General features: G+C 72.9%; 15 protein-coding genes. 9 read left to right on the top strand and 6 right to left on the bottom strand.

Features of this window, described 5'->3' with window-relative positions:
• The first annotated feature begins 42 nt into the window (after positions 1–42).
• From hmgA to IG02_RS0125805, 3 genes are all read left to right on the top strand, one after another.
• Positions 43–1,437 (top strand): homogentisate 1,2-dioxygenase, encoded by a 1,395-nt coding sequence (gene hmgA / locus IG02_RS0125815; RefSeq protein ID WP_078854823.1) that lies wholly within the window; start codon positions 43–45, stop codon positions 1,435–1,437.
• Positions 1,434–2,204 (top strand): GntR family transcriptional regulator, encoded by a 771-nt coding sequence (locus IG02_RS0125810; protein ID WP_030752822.1) that lies wholly within the window; start codon positions 1,434–1,436, stop codon positions 2,202–2,204. The genes hmgA and IG02_RS0125810 overlap by 4 nt, the downstream gene beginning before the upstream one ends.
• Positions 2,205–2,470: 266 nt before the next feature.
• Positions 2,471–3,712, top strand: coding sequence for a type ISP restriction/modification enzyme (locus IG02_RS0125805; RefSeq protein WP_030752819.1), 1,242 nt, complete (start codon positions 2,471–2,473; stop codon positions 3,710–3,712).
• Between the two features lie 149 nt (positions 3,713–3,861).
• On the opposite strand, the gene IG02_RS0125800 is transcribed toward IG02_RS0125805, so the two are convergent.
• Positions 3,862–4,656 (bottom strand): TetR/AcrR family transcriptional regulator, encoded by a 795-nt coding sequence (locus tag IG02_RS0125800; RefSeq protein WP_078854822.1) that lies wholly within the window; start codon positions 4,654–4,656, stop codon positions 3,862–3,864.
• 64 nt (positions 4,657–4,720) lie between these two features.
• Here IG02_RS0125800 and IG02_RS0125795 point away from each other — a divergent pair, with 64 nt between their 5' ends.
• Positions 4,721–5,692: a daunorubicin resistance protein DrrA family ABC transporter ATP-binding protein gene (locus tag IG02_RS0125795; RefSeq protein ID WP_030752814.1), complete on the top strand. Its 972-nt coding sequence runs from the start codon at positions 4,721–4,723 to the stop codon at positions 5,690–5,692.
• Complete coding sequence (locus tag IG02_RS0125790) at positions 5,689–6,471, top strand: ABC transporter permease (RefSeq protein WP_030752813.1); 783 nt, start codon at positions 5,689–5,691, stop codon at positions 6,469–6,471. The genes IG02_RS0125795 and IG02_RS0125790 overlap by 4 nt, the downstream gene beginning before the upstream one ends.
• Positions 6,472–6,786: 315 nt before the next feature.
• Here IG02_RS0125790 and IG02_RS0125785 read toward each other — a convergent pair whose 3' ends face one another.
• Both IG02_RS0125785 and IG02_RS0125780 read right to left on the bottom strand, forming a co-directional pair.
• Positions 6,787–7,050 (bottom strand): hypothetical protein, encoded by a 264-nt coding sequence (locus tag IG02_RS0125785; RefSeq protein ID WP_030752811.1) that lies wholly within the window; start codon positions 7,048–7,050, stop codon positions 6,787–6,789.
• A gap of 238 nt (positions 7,051–7,288) precedes the next feature.
• Positions 7,289–8,107, bottom strand: coding sequence for an SGNH/GDSL hydrolase family protein (locus tag IG02_RS0125780; RefSeq protein WP_030752808.1), 819 nt, complete (start codon positions 8,105–8,107; stop codon positions 7,289–7,291).
• Positions 8,108–8,701: 594 nt separating this feature from the next.
• On the opposite strand from IG02_RS0125780, the gene IG02_RS0125775 reads away from it, so the two are divergent.
• The 4 genes from IG02_RS0125775 to IG02_RS0125760 all read left to right on the top strand — a co-directional run bounded on the left by IG02_RS0125775 (position 8,702) and on the right by IG02_RS0125760 (position 12,987).
• On the top strand, positions 8,702–9,568 hold the full coding sequence (locus IG02_RS0125775) for a glycosyltransferase family 2 protein (protein WP_030752805.1): 867 nt from the start codon (positions 8,702–8,704) through the stop codon (positions 9,566–9,568).
• Positions 9,565–10,653, top strand: coding sequence for a glycosyltransferase family 2 protein (locus IG02_RS0125770; RefSeq protein ID WP_030752803.1), 1,089 nt, complete (start codon positions 9,565–9,567; stop codon positions 10,651–10,653). The genes IG02_RS0125775 and IG02_RS0125770 overlap by 4 nt, the downstream gene beginning before the upstream one ends.
• 110 nt (positions 10,654–10,763) lie before the next feature.
• Complete coding sequence (locus IG02_RS0125765) at positions 10,764–11,549, top strand: polysaccharide deacetylase family protein (protein ID WP_030752801.1); 786 nt, start codon at positions 10,764–10,766, stop codon at positions 11,547–11,549.
• 322 nt (positions 11,550–11,871) lie between these two features.
• Complete coding sequence (locus IG02_RS0125760; RefSeq protein ID WP_030752798.1) at positions 11,872–12,987, top strand: DUF5925 domain-containing protein; 1,116 nt, start codon at positions 11,872–11,874, stop codon at positions 12,985–12,987.
• Positions 12,988–13,017: 30 nt separating this feature from the next.
• On the opposite strand, the gene IG02_RS0125755 is transcribed toward IG02_RS0125760, so the two are convergent.
• The 3 genes from IG02_RS0125755 to IG02_RS0125745 form a co-directional block, all read right to left on the bottom strand.
• Positions 13,018–13,392, bottom strand: coding sequence for a GntR family transcriptional regulator (locus tag IG02_RS0125755; protein WP_030752796.1), 375 nt, complete (start codon positions 13,390–13,392; stop codon positions 13,018–13,020).
• A gap of 110 nt (positions 13,393–13,502) precedes the next feature.
• Complete coding sequence (locus IG02_RS0125750) at positions 13,503–14,693, bottom strand: methyltransferase domain-containing protein (RefSeq protein ID WP_078854821.1); 1,191 nt, start codon at positions 14,691–14,693, stop codon at positions 13,503–13,505.
• A gap of 122 nt (positions 14,694–14,815) precedes the next feature.
• Positions 14,816–16,375: a tripartite tricarboxylate transporter permease gene (locus IG02_RS0125745; RefSeq protein WP_051765737.1), complete on the bottom strand. Its 1,560-nt coding sequence runs from the start codon at positions 16,373–16,375 to the stop codon at positions 14,816–14,818.
• Between the last annotated feature and the right edge of the window lie 4 nt (positions 16,376–16,379).

Below are 16,379 nucleotides of genomic sequence, written 5' to 3'. Positions count from 1 at the left end.
AGCATAGGATTCATTGACTCTCGATCAGGAGCGGACGACCCCATGAGCGGCATCGACAAAGGCGTCGTGACCGGCAGCGACGCGACCGACAGCCACGCGACGGCCGGGCATGCGACGGGTATCGAACAGGCGCGGAAGGCGGCCGAGGGCCTGGCACACTCACCCGGCTTCGGCAACGAACACAGCTCCGAGGCCGTCCCGGGCGCGCTGCCGCTCGGCCGCAACTCCCCCCAGCGCGCACCGCTCGGGCTGTACGCCGAACAGCTGAGCGGCACCGCCTTCACCGAGCCCCGCGCCCACAACCGGCGGTCGTGGCTCTACCGCATCCGCCCGTCGGCCGCGCACCCGCCGTTCGTACGGATCGACAACGGCGCACTGCGCGGCGCGCCCTTCACGGAGACGGTCCCCGACCCCAACCGGCTGCGCTGGGACCCGCTGCCGGAGCCGGCGCCCGGCACCGACTTCCTGGCCGGGCTGTGGACGCTGGGCGGCAACGGGGACGCGACGCGCCGGGAGGGCATGGCGGTGCACCTCTACCACGCCAACTCTCCCATGACCGACCGGGTGTTCAGCGACGCCGACGGCGAGCTGCTGATCGTCCCCGAGCGCGGCGGTCTGCTGCTCCGCACCGAACTGGGCCTGCTCGCCGCGCGCCCCGGCGAGATCGCGCTGATCCCGCGCGGGCTGCGCTTCCGGGTGGAGCCGCTGGACGGGACCGCGCGGGGCTATGTGTGCGAGAACTACGGCAGACCGTTCGCCCTGCCCGACCTCGGCCCGATCGGGGCCAACGGCCTGGCCGCCGCCCGGGACTTCCTCGCGCCCGTCGCCGCGTACGAGGACGTCGAGCGGCCGACGGAGGTCGTGAACAAGTTCTGCGGGAACCTGTGGGCCGCCACGTACGACCACTCCCCGCTCGACGTCGTGGCCTGGCACGGCAACCACGTGCCGTACGTCTACGATCTGCGCCGCTTCAATGTCATCGGGTCGATCAGCTACGACCACCCGGACCCGTCGGTCTTCACCGTGCTGACCTCGCCGTCCGACACGCCCGGCTTGGCGGGCGTGGACTTCGTCGTCTTCGCGCCGCGCTGGCTGGTCGGGGAGGACACGTTCCGGCCGCCGTACTTCCACCGCAACGTGATGAGCGAGTACATGGGGCTGATCGAGGGCGCGTACGACGCGAAGGCGGAGGGGTTCGTGCCGGGCGGCGGGTCGCTGCACAACATGATGTCGGCGCACGGGCCGGACCGGGAGACCTACCGGCGGGCGAGCACGGCCGAACTGCGACCGCAGAAGATCGACGACGGGCTGGCCTTCATGTTCGAGACGCGCTGGCCGGTGACGGTGACGGAGCAGGCGGCCGGGGCGGAGCACCGGCAGCGTGCGTACGACACCGTCTGGGAGGGGATCGAGCGGAATTTCAAGGCTCCCCGGTGACCGCCTTCGCCCCCGACTCGCTGGTCCTGAACCGCAAGCTGCCGCTCTGGTACCAGGTATCGCAGTCGCTGCGCGCCTCCATACTCGGCCGGCGGCCGGAGGACCCCCTGCGGCTGCCGACGGAGGAACGGCTCGCCGAGCACTACGGCGTCAGTGTGCTGACGATGCGTCAGGCGCTGAAGGAGCTGGAGGAGGAAGGTCTGATCAGCCGGCACCGGCGGCGCGGCACGTTCATCGAACCGGGCACGCGGCGCGGCGCCCCGCGTCGGCTGCTGGGCTCGATCGACGCGGTGGTGGCCCAGCAGTCGGGCGAGCGGACGACGGTCCTCGGCCATGGCCCGGCCCCGGTGCCCGGTGAACTGGCGGAGCACTTCCCGGGGTACGACGAGGTCGTCACCTACCGGCGGCTGCGCCGTGACGGCGAGAGCGACGAGCCGGTCAACTGGGCGGAGAACGCCGTCCGTCCGGACGTGGCGGCGGGCCTCGACGTGACGGACCTGGAGCGCTGGCCGATGACGAAGGTGCTGCGCGACGCGGTGGGCATACGAATCAGCCGCATCACGGACACGGTGGAGGCGCGGCTGGCGGACCCGGTGACGGCGGAGCTGCTGGGGGTCCCGCTGCTGAGCCCGATCCTGCACTACACGGGGGTGACGTACGACGAGGGCGGCCGGGTGGTGGATGTGGCGCGGATCCGCTACCGAGGGGACCGGTTCGCGTTCTCGGTGACGGTCGAGGCGGATCCCGGCGGCTCGGTCGGGGCCTGAGCGACGACTCGGGCGCCGCGGTCCGGGCACACGCGAAGGCTCGGTGGCGACGGCCCGGGCACGCGAAGGCTCAGGCATGAAGGCTCGGGCGGCGGCCCGCGCAGGCGAACCGAGCGGCGGCCCGCACGGGTGAAGCCCGGCCGCCCTGGCCCCGGCCGGGCCCCCTATGGTTACGATGCGGCGGAGGCCACCGGGCGAAGAGACAGAGGGGCAGAGGGGCAGAAAGTGACGGGGAGGACCGTCCGCATGACAGAAGGACCGTCCGTATGACGGAAGGGCCGCTCTCGGACGCTCCCCTGCTGGGCGATCTGATGCCGTGGTCGGTCGCTCCGCTGCGCTTCGGACGGAGCTGGGTGCTCGCGCCGGACGCCGGTTCCCTCACCGCCCGGTGGGACCGGCTCGTACGCGCGCGCGGCGACGAACGCGACGCTCTGTTCGAGCCGAGCCGGCACCGTACGCAGCACACCGCGGTCGCCGCGCTGCCGGGCCACGCCACCGGGACCGGACGGTTCGTACGGGAAGAGGGACGGTGCCCGAGGCCCGTTCGGGTGCGGCACGGACCGTTCGACGAGCAGTGGCTGATCCCCGACCACCGGCTCATCGACGCCGCGCGCCCCGAGCTGTGGCGTGTCGGCGACGACCACCAGCTGTTCGCCGTCGAGCAGGGGTACGTGCCCCAGGCCGTGGGCCCCGCCCTGCTGGTGAGCGCGCCGCTGCCGGACGGCCGCTCCCCCGCCGGCCGGCCCGGCCGGATCCGCCCCCTCTACCGCCGCCCCGGTGGCGTCGAGCCGAACCTCGCCCCCGGACTGACCGGCGTACTGTCCGGGCGGTACGGCCACGAGGTCACCGCCGACGCGGTGCTCGCGTGGGCCGTGGCCGCCGCCGTCGCCTCCCCGGCGGGCTGTGTGGTGCCCCTGCCCGCCGACCCCGGCCTCTGGGCGACCGGCGTCGAACTGGGGCGCCGGATGACCGGGATCCAGCTTCGCGGGGCGCGCGGCGGCGAGCGCCCCCGGCTGCCCGGCGGCCGACGGCCGTACGTACGTGCTGCCGTCCCGGCCCGCCCGGAGACGATCACGTACGACCCCGACGACGAGGCCCTGTGTCTCGGAGCCGGCCGCGTCTCGCCCGTACCGGCCGGGGCCTGGGACTTCCGGGTGGGCGGGGTACGGGTGCTGGAGCTGTGGTTCGAGCGCCGTACGGCTCCGGCCCGGCCGGGGTCCCTGGCCGGGATCCGGCCCTCGGCGTGGCCGCAGGAGTGGACCTCCGACCTGCTCGAACTGATCACTGTGCTGGCCCTGCTCGCGGAGTCGCGCGCGGAACTCGGCGCCCTCATGCGCCGATTGCGCCCGGACGGCGCCGGTCCCGGCGACGGCGCGTCCGGGGCCCGGATCACCAGCGCCGAGCTGCGCGCGGCGGGTGTCCTGCCGGTTCCGGCCTCGGCCCGGCGGCCCGCGTCCGTGCTCGACCACCACGAGGAGGGCCCGGACGGCCAGTTCGCCCTCTTGTAGCGCTGTCGGGGCGGGCGGGCCCGACGGCCCGAGCGCGGCAGGTCCCGCCGCTGTCGCCACGCCGCGTGCGCGGGCCGCCCGGCCCGGCCCCGCCCCGTAAGGAGAGCCCCTCCCCTGGGGTCACGGCCACGGTCGGGTCGCACGGCCGCTCAGGCCCCGGCCCCGCCCGAGCCGCCCGAGCCGTCCGAGCCGCCCGTACCCTCCGAGCCGCCGGGCCCGTCCGTCCCTCCCAACGTCTTCTCGAACGAGTTCAGCAGCCGCTCCAGCGCCCGGTCGAAGGCCCCGTCCAGATCGATCGGGCCCTCGTTCTCCACGAGGGACGCGGCCAGGCGCGGATAGCGGCCCGACGCGAGTGCGCGCCCCAAGTAGGCCGAGCGCACGGCGTGTTCGCGCTCCGGCGGCCAGGGCAGCGAGCGGTCGCGCTCGGCGGTGGCGAGTTCGTTGGCCACATAGGCGGTGACCAGGCCGTTGACCATCGCCACCAGCTCCAGCTTCGCGCCGTACGTCCCCTCCAGGCCGTCCAGGCAGCTCAGCGCGTACTCCAGGTACGCCAGCGCGTTGGGGCTGAATCCGTAGACCGGTGACATCAGCCGGGGCACCCAGGGGTGCCGGTGCATCATCGCCCGCGCCTGGCGGGCGAGGTCGGTCAGGTCCGCGCGCCAGTGTCCCGACGGCTTGTCCGGCAGCGCGTACTCCCCGCCGACCAGGTCGACCATCAGCTCGTACAGGTCCTCCTTGCGCGGCACGTAGTTGTACAGCGACATCGTGGCGCAGCCCAGCTCGGCGGCGACGTGCCGCATCGTGACGGCGTCGAGGCCGCCCTCGTCCGCGATCCGGACGGCCGCGGCCGCGATGTCGGCACGCGTGTACGCGGGCCGCGGGCCGCGGGTCGCGCGCTGCGGCCGGTCCCAGATCACCTCGGGTTCGGCGGGTCGCCGTGCCATGGATCATCACCTCGCCCACCATCCTAGTTACGTACGACGTACGTAGTGCGCTACGGTGGACCGCATGACAACTACGTACGCCGTACATAGTGAAGGCCTGACAAAGAGATTCGGTGAGGTCCACGCCCTGCGCGGGCTGGATCTGGCCGTCGCCGAGGGCACGGTCTGCGGGGTCCTCGGCCCGAACGGCGCGGGCAAGACCACGGCCGTCCGGGTGCTGACCACCCTCGTCTCCCCCGACTCCGGCACCGCCCTGGTCGCCGGGCACGATGTCGTCCGCGACCCGGGCGCGGTACGCCGCGCGATCGGCGTCACCGGTCAGTACGCCGCCGTGGACGGCGAACTGACCGGCCGCGAGAACCTGCGGCTGTTCGCCGGGCTGCTCGGCATCAGGGGCGGGGCCGGCCGGGCGCGCGCCGACGAACTGCTGGAACGCTTCGAGCTGACGGAGGCCGCCGACCGGGTGTCCCGCACCTACTCCGGCGGCATGCGGCGCCGCCTCGACCTGGCGGCCGGCCTGCTCACCCGGCCCCGGGTGCTCTTCCTGGACGAGCCGACCACCGGGCTCGACCCGCACAGCAGGAACCAGATCTGGGCGGCCGTGCGCGAACTCGCCGCCGCGGGCACCACGGTCCTGCTGACCACCCAGTACCTGGAGGAGGCCGACCGACTGGCCGACGACATCGTGCTGATCGACCGGGGCCGGGCCGCCCACCGCGGCAGCCCGGCCGAGCTCAAGGGCCGGATCGGGGCGTACGCGGAGGTCGTCCTCGCCGAGGAGCGGACGGAGGCCGCCACCCAGGCGGCCCTGGTCGCGGCGGCGGGCGTGCTCGACCACCTCACCGGCGCGGAGCCCGTGCTCCACCGGGAGAACAGGACCGTGGGCGCGGTGGCGACGGACCCGGCGCTCACCCTGCCCCGGATCGTGCGGGAGCTGGACGCGGCAGGCGTGCCCGTCATCGACGTGAGTCTGCGTCCGCCGACGCTGGACGAGGTGTTCCTGCGGCTGACGAACCGGAAGGGGCTCGCGGCATGAGCACGGTGGCGTACGACAGCGGAGCCGTCCTCGGCCGGCACCTGAGGCGGATCAGGCACGCGCCGGGCGTGGTGCTCCTGACCCAGACCATGCCGATCACCATGCTGCTGTTCTTCGGCTATGTCTTCGGCAGCGCGCTGGCGATGCCGGGCACCGAGTACCGCGCCTATCTCGTACCCGGTCTGCTCGCCTCGACGGCCGCCGGGGGGATCATGACCGGGATGTTCCAGGCATCGCACGACGCCCAGCGCGGGATCATGGACAGGTTCAGGACAATGCCGATGAGCAGGGCGGCGGTGCCCCTCGGACAGACCCTGGCGGACCTGATCACGACCGCCGTCGGGCTGATTCCGCTGCTTCTCGTGGGACTCGCGGTGGGGTGGCGGATCGAGGGCGGAGCGCTCGACGCCCTTGGCGCCATTGGGCTGTTGATGATCTTCCGGTTCGCCGCCAACTGGGTCGGCACCTATCTGGGGCTGCTCGTCGCCAACGAGGAAGCCGCTGGTCAACTGGGTGCCGCGACCTTCATCCTGCCCCTGCTGTCCAACGCCTACATCCCCACGGAGGGGATGACGGGATGGCTCAGGACGGTCGCCGAGTGGAACCCGATCTCCGCCGTCTCCATGGGCGTACGGGCCCTCTTCGGCAACGCGGCGCCGGCCGCGGACGCCGCCTGGCCCGTGGCCCACCCGGTGGCCGGATCCGTCCTCTGGTCGCTGCTACTCCTCGTACTGTTCGTACCACTGGCCGTGCGACGGTACGCCACCGGCGCGAAGTGACGTCAGAGGCGACGACGAGCGGGAGCGGGCCGGGACGAGGACGGACCGAGAACGAGTGAAAGCGGTGGCCGAGGCCGGTGTCGGGGAGTGGGATCGACCGGCCGGGGGCCACCGCTCTACGAGGAATTACCGCGCTCGGGAGTCACTCCGGCGCACCGCCGCGGGCCGTGGGGACGTGTGCGGTGCGGCACTGCGCCGGACGATGTGACCACCCGAGCGCGTTCGAACGACGTAGTGCGTTCGAGCGTCAGTACGTGGATGACATGGACGGAGTACGACGACTACGCCCTTCCGCGTACGGACGGCCGTACAGGGTCAGCCGCGGCTGCCGAACAGCGAGCGGCGCAGACGGCGCAACGGCGCGAAGAGCGAGACACGCGCGCTCCTGCTCCGGTGACCGCCCACCCTGTCCTGCGTGGTCAGTTCACGCATCAGCAGCGTCGCCTCGGCCGTCTCCCGCTGCGGGACGGCGGGACCGCCGAGCACCGCGAGATGACGGTCGAGGCGCGTACTGGTCGCGCTGTTACCGCAGGTGATCGCAGGGATTCGCGCCCTGCTGTGCACTGTTATCCGTTCCATTTCACTCCCCACCCGTAACGAGGCACCCGGCCCGGGCAGATTAACCCTATCTCCCCCGCGCGACACTCGTGTATCCCGCCTCCGGGGCCAAGCACACCCGTACGGGGAACCTTGACCGTATTCGGATCCATGCTTTTTCAGGGCGAGTTGGACACTTCGGGAGAGTCGGGGGCCGCCCGCGCCGGACGCCCGGGAGCCGGCCGGTACGGCCCCGTCGGACGGGGCCGCCGAGCCCGGCTCACGCGGCCGAGGTGAAGACCGGCAGATAGCCACCGGACTGACCGGCGGCGGTGGGGTGGTACGACTCGCCGATGTCGAGCCAGTTCACGCTGTGCAACCAGGCCGAGCTGGAGCAGATCTCGTGACCGGTGAAGGCCCCGGCCACCCCGGCGAAGGTGAAGCCGTGATCGGCGGCCCGCTTGGCGGTCGCCGTGTTGAGGTGGTCGGCCGCGTTGTTGATCGCCGTGCGCTTCCGTTCGCTCAGCCCGACGGAGCAGGTGCCGGGGACCTGGTAGAAGCGCGGGTAGCCGAGGACGACGACTCTGGCCGACGGAGCCTTGGATCTGATGGCGGAGTACACGGCGTCGAGGTTGCCGGGCAGGGTGCTGTCGACGTACGAGCGGGCCTGGTCGATCCGGGCGAGACAGGCGGCCTCGGACTGGAGCACACAGGTCGTCATGACGTCGGAGAACCCGGCGTCGTTGCCCCCGATCGTGATGCTGACCAGGTCGGTGGCGGCGCCGAGCGGTGCGAGCTGACCGGCGGTCACATCACCCGTACGAGCACCGCCGCACGCGGTGAAGGCGAACGTCGCGGGTGAATGCGCCGCCGCCCACAGCGCCGGATACGCGCGGGGCGTGCGCTTGCAGGCACCGCTCGCGCTGTCGTAGGCGCCCGCGCCGACGCCCGAGGAGTACGAGTCGCCCAGGGCCACGTAGTCGACGGCCGCCGCCGAGTCGGCGGACGGTGCCGCGTGCGCCGAGGCCGCTCCGGTGAGAGCGAGCACGGCGCCGAGGAGGAGCGAGGACGAGAAGACCGTGAAGCGGGACAGTTTCATGGAACCGAACCTCTCCTTCGGCAGGATCTCTGCCTCAACTTTGGTAGCAGCGGGGCGCGTTCACCGGAACGGAACGCGTCGGGTCCGTTTCGGGGAGACATGAGGCAGGAGTGCGGAGAAACAGTGAAGGAGGGGCGGGGTGAGGGAGCGAACGGAGAGACGACGCGCACTCCGTCACGGACACGGCGTCACACCCGCACGCGCGCCGGGAGGTTCCGGGTAGGACCGTAGAAGTATGGCCAAAGCCGCGAAAAGCGGGGTGATGTTCCAAGCCTTGTCATACAGTCCTAATCATCAATACCGTCGTACATCCACCCGCATTGGAACATCATGCGCGGCGGCTCTTGGGGAGAGCCGGGGCACATGCGGATGACTTCCGGGGCGGGGCGCGGTAGGGGGGTGCCGTGCTCGGTGACCGCACGATGCGCACACAGTGCCGAGTCGCGTGCCGCGCGGCCAGTTCTTCAGCTCACCACCTGTCCGGTACGGAGTTCCATGCCGTCATGACCGGGGTGAGGACCCCCCTTTCGAACCGGAAACATCATCGGACCGCCCGGGGGCGGGCGGTCCACCGGACGAGAGGGAACCAGACTCGTGAGCGCTTCCGTGCGCCCGGCGGTGCCGGGCGAAGATCCGTTGACCATACCGACCGGGGCGGGCGGCGCCGGCGTCGCCGGCCGGTTACCCGTGCGGTACCGGCCCGTCTCCTCGCACCTCGCGATCGCCCCGCCGGTGAGCGTGGTGATCCCCGCGATGAACGAGGCGCGGAACCTTCCGTACGTCTTCAGAACGCTGCCCGAGTGGATCCACGAAGTCGTCCTGGTGGACGGGCGGTCCAGTGACGACACCGTCCAGGTCGCCCGTGACCTGTGGCCGGGCATCAAGGTCGTCGGCCAGCGCGGCAAGGGCAAGGGGGATGCCCTGATCAGCGGGTTCGCCGCCTGCACCGGTGACATCATCGTCATGATCGACGCGGATGGCTCGGCGGACGGCCGGGAGATCGTCAGTTATGTCTCCGCGCTGGTCTCGGGCGCGGACTTCGCCAAGGGCTCGCGCTTCGCCAACGGCGGCGGTACGGACGACATGACGGCGATCCGCAAGCTCGGCAACCGGGTGCTGTGCGCCGTCGTCAACGCGAAGTTCGGCGCCCGTTACACCGATCTCTGCTACGGCTACAACGCCTTCTGGCGGCACTGCCTGGACAAGATCACCCTGGACTGCACCGGGTTCGAGGTCGAGACGCTGATGAACATACGTGTGGTCAAGGCGGGCCTGAAGGTGCAGGAGATACCGAGCCACGAGTACGACCGGATCCACGGGGTCAGCAACCTCAGGGCGGTCCGGGACGGTCTGCGGGTGCTCAGGGTGATCCTCAAGGAGAGGGGTGTTCCCCGGTCGGCGCGCCGTCGGCCGGTGGGACCGGCGCTCCGGATCTCGGTGCCGGGAGGCGGGGCGTCATGAACGCACCGAACCCGCGGAGGCACCACCGGCCCTTCTCGGTGGTGATCTGCGTCTACACGGAGGAACGCTGGGACGCCATCCGCGCGGCGGTCGAGTCCGTGGCGCGGCAGTCGCTGCCGGCACTGGAGATCCTGCTCGTGGTGGACCACAACGCCGCGCTGCTGGCGCGGCTCCGCCGGGAGTACCGGCGGCTCACGGCGCGCGGGGAGGTGCGGGTCCTCGCCAACGCGGGGCCCCGCGGCCTCTCCGCGGGCCGCAACACCGGGATCGCCGCGGCTCGCGGCGAACTGGTGGCGTTCCTGGACGACGACGCGGTGGCGGAACCCGACTGGCTGCGGTACTTCGACGAGGCGTACGAGGACCCCCGGGTGCTCGCGGTCGGCGGCCGTACGGTACCGGCCTGGTCGTCGGGGCACCGGCCCGGCTGGTTCCCGGAGGAGTTCGACTGGGTCGTCGGCTGTACGTACCGGGGCCTGCCCGCGGGCCGGGTGCGCGTCCGTAACGTCCTCGGCGGGAACGCCTCGTTCCGGCGCTCGGCGTTCGTCACGGCCGGGGGGTTCGCCACGGGCATCGGCCGGCGGGAGGGCGACGGGCGTCCGCTGGGCTGCGAGGAGACGGAGCTGTGCATCCGGCTCACCGCGGCCGTGCCGGACGCGGTGCTGCTGATCGACGACCGGGCGGTGATCCACCACGCGGTGCCCGCCGACCGTGAACGCTTCCGCTACCTACGGGCTCGCAGTTACGCCGAGGGCCTGTCCAAGGCGCTGGTCGCCCGGAGCGTGGGAGCGGCCAAGGGCCTGGAGTCCGAGCGTCGTTACACCACCCGCGTGCTCCCGGCGGGCATCGCGCGCGGAGTGCGCGACGCGCTGCGCGGGAGTGCGGACGGACTGGGCCGCGCCGGTGCGATCGTCACGGGGGTGATGGCGGCGGCCGCCGGATACGCGGTGGGGCGCTTCCGCACGCGTGGCGGGGGCGTGACGTTCTCGTCGGGCCCGATCGAGTGGTCGGTACCGGAAGGCGCGGGCTCCCGGGGCGAAGGCTCACGGGACGAGAGCTCACGGAACGGGCGGGAGGCGGTGGTGTGAGCCGGGACCGAACGCCGGGGCCGGGGGCACGGTCAGGGTCGGGGCCGGGGGACTCGGGGATCGCGCGGGCCCCGGAGGCCTCGGCGGGGGCGAGGGCCGTGCCGGTCCTCATGTACCACGCCGTCGGAGACCGGCCGGCGGCCCCGACGTACGGGCTGTCCGTGACACCCGGCGCCTTCGCCGAGCAGATGGGGGTCCTGCACGAGCGGGGGTTCACTCCACTGACGACCCGGGCGCTGGCCGATGCCTGGCGGACGGGGGGCGGACTGCCGGTGCGGCCGGTGCTGATCACCTTCGACGACGGGTACGAGGGCGTGCACCGGCACGCCCTTCCGTTGCTCGCCTCGTACGGCTTCCCGGCCACGGTCTTCGTCTCGACGGCGTGGCTGCGGGGGCGGTACGACGAGGGCCGGGCGCCGGACGCGATGCTCGACTGGGGCCAGGTGCGTGAACTGGCCTCGGCCGGCGTCGAGATCGGCGGTCACAGCCATACGCATCCCCAACTGGACCAGCTCGACGGCCTGCGGCTCGGCTTCGAGGTCCGCCGCTGTCGGGAGATCGTCGCGGCGGAGCTGGGCACGCCGCCCGTCTCGTTCGCGTACCCGTACGGCTACTCCAGCCGACGGGTGCGCGACGCGGTCCGGGCGGCGGGCTTCACCCAGTCCGTGGCGGTGGGCAACGACCTGGCACGCCACCGGCAGGGTCCGCACGCCCTGCGCCGGATGACGGTCCGCCGTACGACGGGCATCGGGGAGTTCGCCCACCTGGTGGAGGGACGCGCCCTGGCCCGCCACTTCGTCACCGACCGGGCCCTGACCAAGGGCTACGCGGTCGTACGCCGCACACGCAGGGCCACCGCGCTGGCCGGCTCGCTGCTCCGGGGCACGCGGGCGTGACGCCGCGGGCGGGGTCCGGGGCCGCGCGGGCCACGGGCCCCGCACCGACGGGTGCGGCGGTCGCCCGACGGTCCGTGGCGCGTCCGGGCCTCCGCCGTGCGGGCCATGAGCCGCCGTCGCCCGCGCGCCACACGGGTACGGCGGGCCGGCAGATCCGGCAGGCCCAGTGGGGCCGGCAGGTCCGGCGCGGGAGCCGGGTGGGGAAGGCGGTGCGCGAGCGCACGGGCCGCCGGGGCCGCCGCCCCCACCGTGCGCCCCGTCCCTCGTCGCCACAGGGCAAAACACCGTGCATCGGCCGTCCCCGTGCCGGATCATGGGCGACATGTCTGCCAACCCACAGGACGCACTGCCGATCCGGCTCAACGTCGATGACAGCGACTCACCGTCGGATGTGGTCGACGCGCTGTTCCTCGGCCGCTTCGCGACGGGCGAGCAGCCGTACAGCCACAGTTCCACCATCGACCGCGTCAGGTCGGGCGCGACCCTGCTGCCGTCCGGCGCCACCGTGCTGCGTTCCGCGCGGGACGACGACCGCAGCGCGACGCTCGCCGAGGGCGACGGCTGGACGCTGCTGGTCTCCCGCTGGAACCGGGGCGCGGACGTCACCGTCACCGCCGTCAGCCCCGAGCTCGCCGAGAAGGTCCACCAGCAGGCGACCGACGGCGCGCAGGACGAGCCGGAACCGCAGCCGGACAACGTGACCATGGGGTTCTGGTACGTCTCGCCCCGGCGCGGTCCGCACCGCACCACCCGGCAGATCACCGCCGGCGCGTGGGACGAGGTCAGGCCGAACTACACCGCGCCGGTGGCCGACGCGATGGACCGGCTGATGAAGGTGACACCCGACGACATCGCGGGCCGGCTGCTCCTGCTGCACGGTCCGCCCGGCACGGGCAAGACCTCCGCGCTGCGCACGCTGGCCCGCTCGTGGCGCGACTGGTGCCAGGTCGACTGCGTACTGGACCCGGAGCGGCTGTTCAACGACGTCGGCTACCTGATGGACATCGCGATCGGTGAGGACGAGGGCTCCGCCAAGGGCCGGTGGCGGCTCCTGCTGCTGGAGGACTGCGACGAGCTGATCCGCGGCGAGGCCAAGCACACGGCGGGACAGGCGCTGTCGCGGCTGCTGAATCTCACCGACGGCCTGCTCGGACAGGGCAGGAACGTCCTGGTGGGTGTGACGACCAACGAGGACCTGGAGCGGCTGCACCCCGCGGTGGTCCGGCCCGGCCGTTGCCTGGCCAGGATCGAGGTCGGCTCACTGACCCGCGCGGAGGCGCTGAGCTGGCTGAACGGGACCGGGGAGAACGGCGAGTGGGAGGAGTCGGTCGGCCGCGAGGGCGCCACGCTGGCCGAGTTGTACGCGCTGCGGCGCGGCACCGGCCCGGCGTCGGTCCCGGCCCAGTACCCGGGGGCGGACGCGGGTCTGTACCTCTGACACGGGTCGGCGTCTCCGGCCCCGGTCGTCTCACTTCGCGTAGACTGCCCGCACCGCGTCCTCCACGGCGGCCAGCGCGGCGGCCCTGCCCAGGCCCAGGCGTCGCGCGCGTTCCGCGTACGCCCGCGCGGCGGCCGCGGCCTCCCGGTCGGCGGCCTCCCCGGCGGCGGCGATGAACGTGCCGTTCCGGCCCCGCGTCTCGATCACACCGTCCGTCTCCAGCGCGCGGTACGCCTTGGCGACGGTGTTGGCGGCCAGGCCCAGTTCCTCGGCCAGGCCCCGGACGGTGGGGAGTTTGTACCCCACCGGCAGGGCTCCCTTGCGGGCCTGGGTGGAGATCTGGCTGCGCAGCTGCTCGTACGGAGCGGTCGGGACAGCCGGGTCGATCACGATCTTCAGGGTCACGCCCCGATTCTCCCTCACGGCCCGCCCGCCCCGGGCGATACCCGCCTCGGGTGGCCGGATCACGACAGGTCGAGCGGGCTCCGCGCGGGCTCCAGTAGGCCCGGGCCCCGTCAGGCCGGCCTCCGCGGACCTCCCGTGGTCGTGTCCCGTGCCGTGTTCGTGTCCGGTGCCGTGGTCGCGGTCGTGTTCGTTGTCGTGGGCACGGCCGTGGCGGGCAGCGGAATCGAGCGGTCGGGGCCCCGCGGGGCGTGGGCGATCGCGTCGTCGTCCTCGTGCCAGTGGAGGACGAAGCGCTCGCCCGCGCGGTACGCCTCGAGACCCGCGCGGCAGTAGGCGACCATGTCGTCCGGGAGCGCGTCCAGCGGGTGCCAGGAAAGACCGGAGCACTTGTGCGGCTCCTTGTTGTACGGCTCGTCGCCCGGCTCGGCCGCCGCGTCGAGGCCCGCCTCGAAGAACCAGCCGGTCCGCGGCTGCCCGCCGGGCCCTCGGTGCTGCATCACCAGGGCGACCCGCAGCTCCTCCGGCTTCAGCGCGACACCGATCTCCTCGAACGCCTCGCGGACCATGGCCGCACGGACGTCCTCGCCGTCCTCCACATGCCCCGAGGGGCTGTTCAACAGACCGTCCCCGTACCCCGTGCCACTGCGCCGGGCCAGCAGCACCTCGTCGCCCCGGCGCAGGACGAGGTGCACGTCGATCACCTCCGCGTGCCGCCGTCGCGGGGCCACGCGGGCGATCAGCGCGTACCGCTCGTCGTCCACGGGCCGCCCCCAGAGCGCGTGATCGCCCGACAGACGCTCCTGGTGCACTCGCTCGGTGAACGGGGCGAGCGCTGCGGTGAGCCGGGCCGCCGACAGGCCCGCGCCGGACCACACCCCCTCGACCAGCACGAACCGGCCGCCCGGCCCCAGGAGAGAGGACCAGTGCCACAGCGCGGCCTCGGGGTCGGGCAGCGCCCACAGCACATGCCGGGCCAGAACGACGTCGAAGGCCCGCTCCCCCACGGGCGGCCGGGTCACGTCCCCGACCAGGACATGCGCGCCGGTCCCGGCGAGCTTGGCGCGTGCCCGCTCGGCCATGCTCGGCGAGAGGTCCACGGCCGTCACCTCGTGCCCCCGCTCGGCGGCGAGCAGGGCGAGGCTGCCCGTACCGCACCCGAGGTCGAGCACCCGGGCGGGCCCCCGCGGCAGCCAGTCCGCCATCCGCGCCGCCCACGCTGCGCGGACCGCGGGGTCCCGCAGTCCGTGATCGGGCTCCTCGTCGAAGGAGTCGGCCGCGGCGTTCCAGTCGGTCGTCGTCATGTCCCGATGGTGGCAGCCACCACTGACAACGGACCGGTCCCTCACCCGGCCGCCGCGGGGTGAGGGACCGGTCGGCGGCCGTGGCCGGGCAGGCCAGGGGCCCTGCCCGGCCACGGCTGATTTCAGGCCGTCACCTCACGGCGGTCACCGTCACGGTCGCCGCCGCTCTCGTTCCCGCCGTCACCGTCACCGCCGCGCCCACGTCCGCGTGCGATCAGCTTCCGTACGCCCGGCCAGGCGAGCAGCAGCACGATCACGGCGTACACCGTCACCGAGAACGGCGTGTTCACCAGCCCGGTGACGCTGCCGTCGCTGATCTGGAGGGCGCGCCGCAGCTGTTGCTCCGCGGCCGGGCCCAGGATGACGCCGATCACGGCCGGCAGCACCGGCAGCCCGTACCGCCGCATCCCGAACCCGATCAGACCGATGATCAGCAGGATGACCAGGTCCAGCGCCTCCCCGCCGACCGCGTAGGCGCCGACGGCCGCGAAGAAGAGGATCCCCGCGTAGAGGTACGGGCGCGGGATGCGCAGCAGCTTGGCCCAGACCGGCGCGAGCGGCAGGTTGAGGGCGAGGAGCAGCAGCATGCCGATGAAGAGCGAGGCGATCAGGCCCCAGACCAGTTCGGGCTCGCGCTCGAAGAGGAGCGGCCCGGGCTGGATGCCGTACTGCTGGAACGCGGCCAGCATCACCGCGGCGACGGCCGTCGTGGGCAGGCCGAGGGTCAGCATCGAGACCAGGGTCCCGGCGGCCGAGGCCGACGCCGCCGACTCCGGCCCTGCCACTCCCTCGATGGCGCCCTTGCCGAACTCGTCCTTGTGCTTGGACAGCCGCTTCTCGGTCACGTACGACAGGAAGGTGGGGATCTCCGCGCCGCCGGCCGGGATCGCGCCGAACGGGAAACCGATGAGCGGTCCGCGCAGCCACGGCCGCCAGGTGCGCCGTATGTCCTTCTTGCCGAGCCAGGGCCGGCCCACCGGGATCGCCTCGCCCGAGGTGCGGCGGAGATGGGCGGCGACCCAGAGGGCCTCGCCGATCGCGAAGAGACCGACCGCCACGATCACCACGTCGATGCCGTCGGCGAGTTGGAGCGTGCCGAAGGTCAGCCGCTGCTGGCCGGTCATCTGGTCGAGGCCGACCATGCCGATGGTGAGGCCGATGAGCAGTGAGGCGAGTCCGCGGACGCGGGAGGAGCCGAGGACGGAGGTGACCGCGATGAACGCCAGCACCATGATGGCGAAGTAGTCGGGGGCACCGATGTCCACGGCCAGCGACGCGACGGTCGGCGCGAGGGCGACCAGCAGGATCGTGCCGATCATGCCGCCCGCGAAGTGGCCGCCCGCGGCCGCCGCCAGGGCCTGGGCGCCGCGCCCGGCCTTGGCCATCGGATTGCCCTCGATGGCCGCCACGACGGCGGCGCTCTCACCGGGAGTGTTGAGCAGGATGGAGGTGGTGGAGCCGCCGAACATCGCGCCGTAGTAGATGCCGGCGAACATGATGAACGCGCCGGTCGGTTCGAGTCCGTACGTCACCGGGAGCAGCAGGGCGACGGCCATGGCGGGGCCGATGCCCGGCAGCACGCCGATCGCGGTGCCGAGCAGCACCCCGATCGCGGCCCACAGCAGGTTCATCGGCGTCAGCGCCGTGCCGAAGCCGTCGATGAGGGAGTTGAGGGAGTCCATCGGG

The sequence above is a fragment of the Streptomyces sp. NRRL F-5135 genome (assembly GCF_000719775.1).
Taxonomy (GTDB): Bacteria; Actinomycetota; Actinomycetes; order Streptomycetales; family Streptomycetaceae; genus Streptomyces; species Streptomyces hebeiensis.
Note: the sequence above shows the minus strand (reverse complement) of the source record. Positions and strands in the feature narration are given on the sequence as shown.

Coding starts and splice junctions, on each gene's coding strand:
- IG02_RS0125770 (WP_030752803.1), top strand. CDS start 9,565: ATGAACGCACCGAACCCGCGGAGGCACCACCGGCCCTTCTCGGTGGTG.
- hmgA (WP_078854823.1), top strand. CDS start 43: ATGAGCGGCATCGACAAAGGCGTCGTGACCGGCAGCGACGCGACCGAC.
- IG02_RS0125760 (WP_030752798.1), top strand. CDS start 11,872: ATGTCTGCCAACCCACAGGACGCACTGCCGATCCGGCTCAACGTCGAT.
- IG02_RS0125780 (WP_030752808.1), bottom strand. CDS start 8,107: ATGAAACTGTCCCGCTTCACGGTCTTCTCGTCCTCGCTCCTCCTCGGC.
- IG02_RS0125750 (WP_078854821.1), bottom strand. CDS start 14,693: ATGACGACGACCGACTGGAACGCCGCGGCCGACTCCTTCGACGAGGAG.
- IG02_RS0125745 (WP_051765737.1), bottom strand. CDS start 16,375: ATGGACTCCCTCAACTCCCTCATCGACGGCTTCGGCACGGCGCTGACG.
- IG02_RS0125795 (WP_030752814.1), top strand. CDS start 4,721: ATGACAACTACGTACGCCGTACATAGTGAAGGCCTGACAAAGAGATTC.
- IG02_RS0125805 (WP_030752819.1), top strand. CDS start 2,471: ATGACGGAAGGGCCGCTCTCGGACGCTCCCCTGCTGGGCGATCTGATG.
- IG02_RS0125790 (WP_030752813.1), top strand. CDS start 5,689: ATGAGCACGGTGGCGTACGACAGCGGAGCCGTCCTCGGCCGGCACCTG.
- IG02_RS0125800 (WP_078854822.1), bottom strand. CDS start 4,656: ATGGCACGGCGACCCGCCGAACCCGAGGTGATCTGGGACCGGCCGCAG.
- IG02_RS0125785 (WP_030752811.1), bottom strand. CDS start 7,050: ATGGAACGGATAACAGTGCACAGCAGGGCGCGAATCCCTGCGATCACC.
- IG02_RS0125765 (WP_030752801.1), top strand. CDS start 10,764: ATGTACCACGCCGTCGGAGACCGGCCGGCGGCCCCGACGTACGGGCTG.